General features: G+C 67.9%; 1 protein-coding gene (only partly in view). It reads right to left on the bottom strand.

Going from position 1 to position 12688, the window contains the following annotated elements:
• A protein-coding gene (locus tag AB0F41_RS09335) for a helix-turn-helix domain-containing protein (protein WP_357422288.1) crosses the window boundary here: on the bottom strand, positions 1-12688 show its 5' portion. Its footprint begins 55469 nt before the window's first position; only the first 12688 of its 68157 coding nucleotides appear in the window; its start codon is at positions 12686-12688; its stop codon lies off the left edge, out of view.

Genomic DNA, 12688 nt, shown 5'->3' with positions numbered 1-12688 from the left:
CTGCGCCCGGATCATGTTGTGGCACGGGCAGGTCGATCCCCAGCTGTCTCGCCCACACGGCGATCTCGCCCAGCGGTGTCCGATCACGCTGCACACGGTCCCGCACCATCCCCCGACTACCGATCGGGATTTCCATCGCACCGAGCCGAATTTCCGCACCGTGGGCGCCCAGCCGCGCGATCTGCTCGGAAAGCTCCGGCTCCGCCAACTCCGCCGGGTTACCTGCCGGATCGACCGCCTGGCCCACGCGGTCGTGCAGAATCGCGAAAACGCCGTTCACATCCGGGAATCGGTCGGCGATCAGCCCCGCGGAGAGCATTTCGTCGACACGGCGGCCGTGAATTGCCGGGTCGGCCGGATCATCGACAACCACACGACCGTACTCGTCGAGGACCAGACCGAAGACGTGTCCGCCGTAGCCCTCCGCGTCTTCGGTCTCGCGTCGTACCACCACCACAGCGGATTCCGCCCGATGCTGTCCGTCCCCCAGCAACGTCCGGATCTCTCCGAGGGCCGACACGGTGTTCTCGCCCGTCCCGTACTCGCGCAGTACAGCCTGATACGACCGCTGCACAGCAATCTCGCTCTGGCCCGGCAACTCATCCGACTCGTCGAACTCCGGGACCAGCTTGTCATCGACCCGGCCCCTGTTGACCCGCTCCCATTGCAGCACCGCACAATGTCCCCGCAGAGCGTCCGGACCGCCCTCGACGGTGTCCACCCCTTCGGCGGGCACCTCCGCCGTCCCGTCGAGCCCGCCGGTACCAGCATCCGCCTCATCCGAATCGATCTGCACATCGCCAGGAGCGACAGATCCGTCACCTACCGGCATCCCACTCGGGTCACCAGCGGCAGATCCAGCCGGGCCGGTGGGGGCGTCGGAGGGCTCCGCGCGGCGCCCCTCGGCGTCCCGCGAGGACTCGGGGTCGACCGTATCTGCGGGAGCGATCGGCGCCGGCTCCCGGGCCGGAACCGGCGACGCCCGGCCCGATGTGCGGTTCGGGGCGTCGATCCCGGACTCAGGGATGGGGCCGAGAAGCTGCCCACCCTCCGGGGTCAGGTCGAGCCAGACGATCTCGCGGGGCTGGTGGCCGAGACCGTCCACCACGTTCGGGGTGGTCTGCTGCGAACCCTGACCGTCCGGGGAAGCGGCGGATGCGCCGTCCTTGCCGGTGAAGCGGGGGCCGAAGTGCTCGAACGGCCACCGGCTCGCATCGACCTGATCCGCGGCCCCGACCCGCCGGAGATCGTCGAGGGCTGCCTGCCGTTCGGCTTCGGATCCTGCTGTCTCTGCTGCCGCCAGGCGTTGCCGGGCCTCCTGCTCGGCCGCCAGATACGCCCGTTCGACCAGAGCCTCGAGTTCTTCGAGCTTCTCGATATCGCCGTTCAGCTGGGCCTGATCTATCAGTACGTGTATCGCGTTGATCGCGACCTGATCGACATGACGGTGCCGTTCCTTCGTCCCGTGCGCATCGGCGTACTCGCCGATCTTCTCGGCCAGGGCGACCGGGTCGCCGAACTCCGAGATATCGTCGATCTTGGAAACCCGGGCAAGAAATTCCAGGTTGTCAGGGAACCACTGCGATTCCATCAGCTGCTCGAGTTCGGCCCGCAGTTGATCGGCCTCGGCCTCGGCCTGTTTGCCGATCGGTCCGATCTCCACATTCGCGAGGATGTCGCTATCGGCCATCGCTCGCATGAAATCATAGGCGGTCCACAGGATCGCCCGTTCGATCCGGTACGCCTCCAAGCTCAGCGCCCAATGGCGCGCATGCTCCCCGCTAGCCGTGTATTCGTTCGTGGTTGTGCGGTCTTTGACATGCTTTCGGAACCACACGATGAGATGCACGGCAGGGATGACCCGCATCGTGTCCGCGCTGACGAAATCGGTGGGGAGTTCATCGGGGTATCCGATGGCGGTGGCGATTTCCACCAATCGTCGAGGCGCCTGCGACCGCCGGTCGATGACCGTCCGGTACACCTCCCTGCGCGCACTGTCTGCCCGCCCCAGGGCGTGCTCCAGAGGTGTGCCGCCGGCCTCTATTCCCCCGAACTGCGGATGCCAGACCTTGTTCACCGAACCCGGCAGCTCTGCCTCCAGCAGCGCCAGATCGACCTCAGCACAACGCACTTCGTATTCCGCCTGGGCAAAGAACCGGCGGGTCCGTTCGATCTCGTCCAGCCGCATCTGGAGCACGCGAGGCGCTCGGCGGCCCCCGGTAGGGTCATCGAGGCGCCCCCGCCCGCGCCACTGGCCCGGGCTGCCCGCGTTCTCGGCCGCTTCCTCCAGATCGGCCCGCACCGCGTCCTCGCGGCCCTTCAGCCTGTTCCGGAATTCTTCGGCCAGTTCGGCTGATTCACCGATCGGGTCCACTCCGGCGATTTCTCGCATGCGGAGGTTCGCGGCGTGCACGGCTTCGCGGGCGTTGAGATGGGCTGTCGACCAGTCCGTTTTGTAGTCGGCCATACAGGTGCGGGCCGCGGCGTCCTGATCGGTCAGCTTCCACAGGGTTGCCCGGGCGATGAGGTCGGCGCGCCGCAAACGCAGCAACGCACGTTCGACACGGTCGGCATGGGCGATCCGGCGCCGGTGCGGGGCGCCTGCGGCTGCTACGGCGTCCTCGGCGGCGAGCGCGATATCGCGACGTTCGTCCGCTATCCATGTCGTGAGGCGGCCGTCGAGGTGGCGGGTGTTCTCGAGCGCGGCCTCGGCGACGGGTATCGCCTCGAAATCCCCGTCCGTCAGTTTCCGAATCTCGTCCTTCTGGTCCCGGATCTCGGCTTCCAGACTCCGGATCAGGCGTTTCTGTCTCCTGATCTCGGCATTCCGATTCGATTTCTGGGCATCGTGTTTCCGGGTCTCGGCTTTCTGTATCCCGCTCTCGGCATTCCGTATCCGGATCTCGGCGTTCCGTCTCCGGATCTCGCCTTCGAAGTCCAACCCGGCATAAACGGTGAGCTCACGCAGATCGGTCGCGATCCGCCGACGCCGATCGGCCACCGAGGCCTCGGCCGCCCGGCGCGCGTCAGCCAACTCGCTGCTATGGAATTCCGAACTCCCGGCCTCGCCAACGGACGCCGGCCGCACCCCGGCACGCACCAAACGTTCCTGACACGAGTGATATTCGATGGCGGCTTCATACGCGTCCGCCTCGGAGCGGAAACGAGCTGCACGCCGCTCGACCAGGAATTCGGCATCGGTCAAACCGCCCTTGACCAGGCGAGAAGAACCGATATCACGCCGATCGGCAGCGGCCATCCGGCCACGGATCGCGGCGAGGAGTTCCCCCACATCGGTAACCGCGCGATCCACCTCGCACTCGGTCGCGATCGCCCACAGCCGACCATACGCCGCCTCGGCCCGCACCCGGGTCTCGTGCAGCGTCCGCACCAGCCTGTCCTGGACAGCCCGCACCGCCCCCGGATCGGTCTCCGCGACTTGCGCGATCAGGCTGTCGGTGAGCGCATCTCGCTCGCGCCAGAGCTCACGCAGCCGGTACTGGGGAACCCGCAGCAACCGGCTCGGCAGGTCGGAACCGGACGAAGTGCCCTGCCTCCGGACCTCGTCCGCACGCTCCCGGATCTCCGCATCCAACTCCTGGATCTCCGCGTCCAACTGCTGGATACGGGCCACCGCACCGCGAACCGGTTCACCCGGCGCGATCGGCCGGCCATCGGACTGGGCAGGCAGGTACGCGGGATCGGTATCCGCTATGGAGATAACGTGTTTCAGCGGGGCGCCCGACAACTCCTGGTCGGATGTGTGGTCCGGGTCGTCGATCCCGGACTCAGGGATGGGGCCGGAGAACGCCTCGCCTTCCGGGGCGAGGTCGTGTCGGACGATCGTTCCGTCGACCCCGCCGGTAACAGCGTCCGCCGCATCGGAATCGGAGACGCCCACATCCTCGCGGTCGGCGTTGTGTTGCGGTGCGGACGGTACCGGCGGCGCGTGGGGCTGGTTCATCCGCCGCGACTCACGCGCGATGCGCGCCCGCTCGGCCGCCTCGTCCTGTACCAGCGGGATGAGCCGGCGTATTCTCCGGTCCGCCGCCGCGATGGTGTTCTCGGAGGCTTCGACTCTGTCCTGCGCGGAACGCACGCGCGCCTGGGCCTCCGCCGCCGCGGCGGATGTGTTCGTCTCCGCGGCGCGCACCGCCTCGGCGTAATCGCGCGTCGCGGTGGCATGCTCGGCGCGACCGTTCCGGTAGTGCGTTACCGCGATCCTGTAGTCCCTGTTCCGCGCACCATTGGCCAGTCCACCGTCGAGCGAATCGCTGAATCCGTAACTACCGTTCTGGCCGTTACGCCCGGCGCGCGCGGCGGCCTGGGCATCGGTATCGGGATTGTCCGAGCGGCCCAGCTTCTGCACATGCAGCCCACCGGCCTCGTTCACTTGTTCGCCGACCGTCGGATCCCAGCCCCGGCCGAGCATCCCGTCGACCCCCACCGTGACCCGGCTCGCTTGACCGGCACGGGTTTTCACGCCCCCGAGATTCTCCTGAGCGAGGTTGTTGTCCCGATGCTCGGCGAACCACCTACCGTGAATCGCTTCATGGTCGATGCCATTGTGTGTAAGCACGCGGGAGAACTTCACCGCCAGATCCGGGCGCGCGATAATCGCGACCGGCCGACCCTGATCCTGCAGCGTGCGGACCTTCGCCACCGCGTCCTTCAGCATTTCCGGCTGCGTGAGGAAGATCCGATCCTCCTCGGCCACCAGCCGGGATTCCTGATGATCCTCGACCCGCCCCAGACCACCGTGGACCGGGAAATTCTGGGTGATCTCCGCCGCGGTCCGCTCCAGCGTGCCCGACATCAAACTCAGCCGGTCATATTTGCTCAGTACATCCGTGACACCGACCCGCTTGGAGCCCTCCCCGTCGGAATACACGTCGAGGTCGTATATCGCCTCCACCATCTGGTGCCGGCCACCGAACCAGCGGCTGTCGGTATTGACCTTCGGATCGCTCATCGGCTTTCCGTTCTCGTCCAGGATCTGGACCTTCCCGTCGAAGACCTGGAAGTGCCAGTCCTGCACCAAACGCCCGCCCTTCTGCCCCGCCTTCAGATCGAAGAACGCGCGCGCCATCTCGGACTCCCGCTCCGTGAACGGCAGCCCGGTCTTCTCCTCCCACAACTCGCTCGCCCGGCGCACCGCGGGTTCGGAATCGGCACGGTAATCCGCATGGGTCAGCACGCGTTTGGCCAGCATCTGCTTGAGATGATCACGCACCGCCCACACGTGCACCTTCTCGGCGTCTTCCACCGGTGCGCGCTCACCGTCGGAGAGATGGTGCTCGGTCTGGTTGTGGATCAGCACCGCGTCCGCCTCGTCGATCGTCGCGGTGCGGCCCGGCGGCGCGGAGTCCTTCAACTCGGCGGTGGCGCGCTCATCGTAGGTGAGGTAGACGACCGTCGACTTCGCCAACTCCGCCGGATGATCCGGATCCCAGCGCGACACCTCGTATCCGAGCTTGCGGAACATCTCGGCGCTCTCCCGGATTCCGTCATCGGCCAGCAACTCGGTGGTGGTCAGCACATGATGAACTCGCCGCATCTCCCCGTCGGACAGCTCCACCGGTTCACCACGGGAAAGCTGGTGCAGCGAATCCAGCCACCCGACCAGCGTCTTGCCCTGACCGGTCCCCATCTGGCGCATATATCCCTGCCGCCCGAGCAGGAACGCCTTGATCTGATTCGCCCGCGGCGAGAAACCGGTCTCCGCCCGGACCGCCGCCACATACCGCAGCAGCGCCTCGGTCTCGTCCGGGCCCTCCATCACCTCCCGGCGACGCTGCCACGACTCACCCAGCAATTCCGCACGGCGAGCATCGAACACGGCCAGCACCTGCTCTGCCGCCGCCGTGAACCGCTCCCCCGCCTCCCGGTCCAGATCGAGCTTCGTATCCGGATCCGGTGCCGGCAATTCCGCGAGCTCACCCCGCAGCTGCCCGACCAGCGTCTCCGCGGATCCGGAACCCTCTTCGCGCGATGCGGCGAGCTCCAGCACATCGGAGTGCCCGGGGGCCGCCGGCCGGTCGACGGCCCCGGTCAGCTCGAGGAGTTCCCGGACCGCGCGGTAGCGCCGGAATTTCGCCTCGTCGGCATCGCCGCCCGCCAGCTCCCCCGCGTCGCGGGCCGACAGATTCTCCGTCACCAACCTGCGCGTTCCCGGGTCTTGCGACTCCAGCCACCGATCGACGGTTTCCGCGCCGGCGATCTTCCGGACGTGGCCGAGTACCGCCGCCGTGTCCACCTCCGTATGGGACGTGAGCCACCGCGATATCGCCTTGCGTTCTTCGTAGAAGGGCTTCTGCTCCTTCCTGAGCTCGCTCGGCGACACAGCCCATTCGGCCACCGTGCCCTCAGCGGGGCGCACCACGATCCGCTCCATCAGCTCACGCACTGCCGCCGGGTCGGTCTCGGTGCCCGACGCTGTCAACTCCTCGACGACGGCGGCGAGAGCGGCGTCGAATGTGCCGTCGTCGCGCGTCCACGATTCGCGGATGATCAGCCACTGCTCCTCCGGTGTGGGAACGCCGCGCGCGAGGGTGTGTGCCAGCGCGCCGACCGCACCGAGGACCTGCTGCGGAGTCGTACCGTCGGGTGTCCCGGCAAGAGCATCCGGCAGAGACACCGCCAGGACCGGTGCGGCACGACGGGCCTCCGGAGTCCCTCCGATCAGATCCTCCAGCACCACACGATGTTTCCGTTGCAGCACCTCGAGAGCTCGCTCGAACACCGCCGGAGCCGACCCCACCACCACCCGGACCAGCTCCCACGCCTCCACCTGGGATTCCGCCAGGTCCGCCGCGGGCGCCGCACGGAATGGATCCCCGGTCTCGCCCGAAGCGGAATACGCCCCGATATCTCTCCCAGTCGTCGTGGGAGATGCTCCCGGGTCAGGATCCGAAGGGTCGGTGGGAGGGGTAGCCATGAGTTCACGGGTGTCACCGGGATCATCCAGGGAGCCCGTCTCCGGCCCATTCCCCTGCTCGTCGGCGGCCTGCGGATCTCCCAGTGTCGAGGAAGGATCGGCGGCGAGTGTGGTGAGCAGCTCGGACAGGATCGCGACCGGCCGGGGAATACTGTCCGGGTCGACCCTGGTCCACGTGTACGCCTCCATCACGGCCTCGCGGGCGTTCAACGAGCCGTTCGGATCGAAGCTGTACCCCGACAGTTGCTTCAGCCACTCTCGATAGTCGGCCCCCTCCAGTTCCGCCATCGACTGCAGGTGCAGGTCCGCCCGCCGCACCGCGAGGCCGGAACCCACATGATTCAGCGCGTGACCGATCTCGTGCGCGATCACCGTTCGCGCCGGCCGCTCGCTCGCGCGCGGGACGAAGTGGCCCGGGGAGTTCACGACCGGCATCCACCGCACCGGCCGATCGACCTCCTGCGGGACGACGCGGCGCGAGGTCTCCCCGGCCCGCACCAACCGCCGCAACCGCGCCGGGCTCTGCGCCACTGCACGATTCAGGATGATCTTGGCGGTGTACCGCCGGCCGGTTTCGGTGTCGACCGCGCCGACGGCCTCGGACAGGTCCCCGTCCCCGGGCATATCCTCGATACTGAACCCACGCACATCCGCCGCCGGGGCCGCCGCCAGTTCACTCTCCAGATTCCGGGCGATATCGCGAAGCACCGCGACACTGAGCGTCGCGGGATCGGAGGTGTCGCGCGTACCGTCCGGCTCCGGATCGCTGAGCTCCGGCCCGAAACCCCACAGCTTGATCTTCGGAAACTTCTCGCGCAGCCGGTGGACCACGTCGGCGACGGTGCGGGCGGTGGACCACTGGTCGTCGCGCAGTTCGGCCGGCACGCCCAGCATGTCGTCCGCGGAGGATGCCAGCATCGCGCGGTCGAGTTCGGGGACTCCGATCAAACCCGCCACGCGCATCAGGTGCCGGCGTGGCACGGTCGCCGCGGTGATCACCGGTTCCGGAGCCAGACCGTGTGCGTATTTCCACGCCGCACGGAAGAATTCGCGGTATGTCAGCCCCGGCGACAGCTCGGCGTCGGGAAGTGCGTCGCGCAACGCGCCCAGGCCGATATCGTCCAGTTCCGAATCGTCGCCGGTGGTCAGCACCTCGGCCCGAGCCTCGGTGTCTACCCGCTCCCATGGGGTCACGGGAATATCGAGGCCCGCGCGACCGGTTTCGCTCAGCGCCCGCAGCTGCCGGCGCACGACGGTGTCGAGGGCCTCCAGCTGCGCCTGTTCTTCGACCATGACGGTCTCGAATTCATCGAGGGTTGCCGTCAGGATGAATCGGCGTGCTTCATCGGCGGTTCGGCCGCCGTGTTCGAGGCGCCACGCGGTCTGGGCGATGGCGGTGATCCGGTCGATATCGGAGTCGCCGGGGTCGAGGACCAGCAGCCCCTGCGCGGGGTAGTACCGGGCGGCGGCGTGGGACCGGTATTCGATCCGGAGGTCGGCGGTTCGCAAGGTGTCGACGACGACCTCACCGATAGGCGTCTGCCGGAGTATCTCGAGCAGCCGGTCGATTTCCCGAGCTGTGGCCCGCTGCATCGACGTCGACCGGTCCCGACTCGGCGGATCCAGACGATCCAGCGTGGTACGGACACGTTCTGCCGGCCCGTCGACGCGGCGGGCCCGGATCAGGCCATCGGCCTCCACGTCGACCTCGACATACACCCTGACGAGGTCGGCATCGTGTACGAGGTCGCCGAGTTGGGCAGCCGCCGGCTCGATCGCATCCTCATGCTCTCCCCGTCTGGCGACGATCACCAGCCGATCGGGATCTCCCGGGACGAACGCGACCTTGCCGGTGCGCATCATGGCACCTGGGGCTTCGAGGTCGAGAACCCTGGGCGTCACCAAATCATCCACGTGCCGCTGCGCGGCCCGCCATTCCCATACCCGCCGGAGATAGTCGTCATGCAGATCTATGAGCCGATGCAATTCATGTCGATAACGCCGGAGTTCGGCTGCGGCATCAGTGGATTCGATCCCCGCGCGCTCGATCTTTTCGACGCGCTCGATCTCCTGATCGATCGGGTGCCGGCTCGTCAGGTCACCGAGCCGCTCCGCGATCGAGAGTCGCTGGGCGAGCAGAACGGCCTCGGTCTGTGCCGCGTGCCGGCGGATATCGGCGCTGTCCAGGTCCTGCAGAGCACGCCGCAGGGCGTCGTCGGCAGCCAGATCCGGTACCGTCTCCCACCCCTCGGCGGAGATCGGGCTGCGCCGCTCGGCGGCCGGCCGGTTCGCGTCCCGGTGCGTCTGCCGGTGCCTCTCGGCGAGCGCGGCGTAGAGCAGTCCGCGGACCGCACCGACGCCCTCCTCATGCGCCTGCGCGGCGCCCTCGTCGCCGACGCCCGAAGCGCCGAGGATCTCGTGTACCGCCGAATCGTAGGAGATTTCGGCGGCAAAGGTGTCGACCGGGTACTCGACGCGCAGTTCGGCGGCGAGACGGACGGCCGTCATCTCGATATCGGTGTCGATATCGTTCATGGCTTCGACATAGTCGTCGAGCTCGATGGTGCGTGGATCGGGAATCAGGCCGTCGCGTTCGTACTGCGCGCGTACGGCGATGCGCGCCAGATCCAGTACCCGGGTCGGCAAGGTGGTGCCGGTGGTGGATACGGACGCGACGAGACCGTGTGAGTCATAGTCGCCTGGACTGGTTGTAGAGCTACCGATCGTGGTCGGGCCGGCCGTTTCCGCTGCGCCGAACTCGATCCGGATGGGCAGGGACCGCAGGACGGCCGCGAGGGGCCGGCCGGTCTCGGTCGACTCGAGGAGGTCATAGACCTGTTGATCGGGGTCGTCGAGCGCAACCGCCATGAGGTCACGTGAGGCTGTGTCCACGAGCCCGCGCGGGGCCGTCTCCACGAGCAACTCACGCCGAGCCGTCGCCACGAACTCACGGAGGGCAGCGTCGTTCAACTCGTCCGCCGCGGCTTCGGCGAGTGGCTCGTGACGGGCGCGCTCCGCGTCCTGCCCCGGACGCCCGCCCGACGGTGGGTCATCGACGGACGCCGGCACATAGCCCGCTGTACCGTCACCCCCACCATCCGGCTCCCCCGGACGTGGCGGCACACCATCTCCCGCCGGTGGGACCGCGGCCGTCGGGAAACCATCGCCGCGAATTCCCGCGGTGAACGTCCGCTCGACACCGGCCCGCTCCGAGAAATCGAACGGTACCGGCCCGCCCGACACCCCGTCCTCGACCACCACCGTGTCAGTTTCTCTGTCGAGATACAGCACATACGGCCGCGCATTCACCCCAAACGCATCCGCATCCGCGTACTCCTCGACCACCACCAGCGTGCCACCGGGCCCGAGTTCCTCCAGCGATTCCCGCAGATGCTCCGGGGTCGACCTCCGCCGCCACTCCTTCGTCCGAATACGCTTGCGCTCGGCAGCCAGTTGCAGGAGCCGAGCTTTCTCCCCTGCGGCCCGCTTCGTGTAGTCCTCGGCCGCCTTCGCCCCCGCGGCCAGTTCCGCTGTACGGGCCCGCTCCCGGGCCGACTGCTTCTCCTCGATCTGTTCGCCCAGCATGTCGGCGTATGCCGTCCAGCGGTCGATGGTGTGCATGCCGCTGGTATCGAGACCCCGCGAGCGTGCGGTGTCCGCCAGCTGAGCCTCGATCCGCACACCGGGGTTCCGCCCCGCTGCCAGTCCGGCCCGCACCCGGCTCATATCGTCGACCTCGGCCCGCACAAGTTCGTCACGCCGCCGCGCGCGATTTTTCGCACCCCGGGCCCTGCTGTACCCGATATGCGCCAGCCGGCGCTCTTCCTCCCAGGCCAGCAACCGCAACCGGAACCGTTCCTGCCGCGGCGTCGCCCCCCGCTCGGTTCCGGCACGAACGAAATTCCCGTCGAACACCTGCTCCAATGCCCGCATATCCATACCGGCGGCATCCACCCGCCCGGATCGCTGGATCAACCCGCCTGGATGCCGGGCCGCGAGGGTATTCGACAGTGCCGCAATCACATCCACCGGTCGCCGACCGCCGGTACCCGGACCCTCACCGGTGGTCCCCGGCGGCAACCCGGCACCGCCCTGGTTACCACCGGCCTCGTCGCCGGCGGTGTCACGATCCGCCGTGGATTCCGCACCGGTCTCCCGCCCGGAGCCCACCGTCTCCGAATCGCGTCCGTCCGGCACCCGCTCACCATGGTCACCGGCTCCGGCGGCCGTCTCCCCGGCCACCACACCGGATCCGCTGCCATTCGTCTCCGCACCGAGACCGAATTCGCCCGTCGATGAACCAGAATCAGCTGGGCGCGATCCAGAATCGCCCGTCGACAAATCAGAATCGCCCGTCAGCGAACCGGATTCCGCCGGGTGCGCACCGTCCCGCGCCCGGATCTCGGTATCCCGGGAAACCTGCTGCGCACCGGTATCGGAATCCCCCGCAACCGGCGGCTCACTCTCGGATACCGGCTCGGACCGGCGGCCGCCGGCCTCGGAGCCGTCCCGGCTCGCGACAATATTCGAATCGGCATCGGCAGCACCCCTGGCGACACCCGCACCGATCGACCCTCCCGCCGCATCGGCACCCGACGATCCCCGCCCCCCGGCTTCCGAACCGGCATAGGGCACCGGCCCGCTCGCGGCGGACGAACCCCGGCCACCCACCCCCGGGGAATCACCGGCTTTGCTCGAATCGGCCCGCCCTTCCGGCCTGTCCTCCGCACCCGCAACCCCCGCGGCATCGCCCGCCCCCCGGTCCCCGACCCGGATCCGCCGATAATCGTCTACCGTGATCGGCTTACCCGAATAGTCCGAACCGCCCTGCCAGCCATAGATCATGCCGGGGCCGGCCCCGCCGATCACACCACCGGTCAACGATCGGGGATCCATCTCCCAGTTGCCGGTCAGCCGTCCCTGAATCGCCCACGCCGCGGTCGCCCCCACCAGCCCCGCTCCTGAACCGACGAGTGCACCGCGAGCCAGCCCACCCCAGCGATCCGGCCCCCACGGCAACCGCGCCGCCCCCCGATACAAGAAATGGCCACCCAGACCCGCCGCCGCACCGGCCCCGAACGACACCACCGCATTCGTTCGGAGCTCATCCCAGTCGTAGCCCTCCTGGTAGCCCTTATCCATCAATATGTTCTGAACCACCACCTCCTGGACGGTCCCCTGCGCAACCTCGATCAACCCTTCCTGGATCGCCTCGTACAGAAAATGCGACGACACCGTCCGCAACCCCCGGTTGATGACCAGGCCCGACAGCTGCCGCCGAATCGCCGCCGAGAGCCGCAAACCGATCATCCGGAAGAAATATCGAGCCACCGCAATAGCCGCCACCTGCGCCCACGGCGCCCCCGGCCCCAACGTCGCTGCCCAGATCAGCTCCCCCGCCAACCAAGTAAGCCCGAAAATCCCGTTCAGCTTGGCAGCAACGATCTCCCCACCGAACTCGTGAATACTGTCGGCCAGACGACCGAACTCCTCCGCCGTCCGCTCTACATCCTCACGCACGCTTTGCAGCTCGGCCAGGATCGCCGCACCACCATCACCATCCGGATACGCCGCCTGCACCGCGGCGATCGCGTCATCGATCCGCACCAACTCCTCGAGAAGATGGCGTTTCAGATCGTCGAAACCCTCCCGCATGAACTCCGCGAAATCCTCGTTCCCCACCGGGATCTCACTACCACCCACCCAACCCAGCAGACCCGCCAAATCCGCCGGCGGAAAGGGAATGGCCAT

Source organism: Nocardia sp. NPDC024068 (assembly GCF_040638875.1).
Lineage (GTDB): Bacteria > Actinomycetota > Actinomycetes > Mycobacteriales > Mycobacteriaceae > Nocardia.
This window is presented reverse-complemented; position numbering and strand designations above follow the sequence as displayed.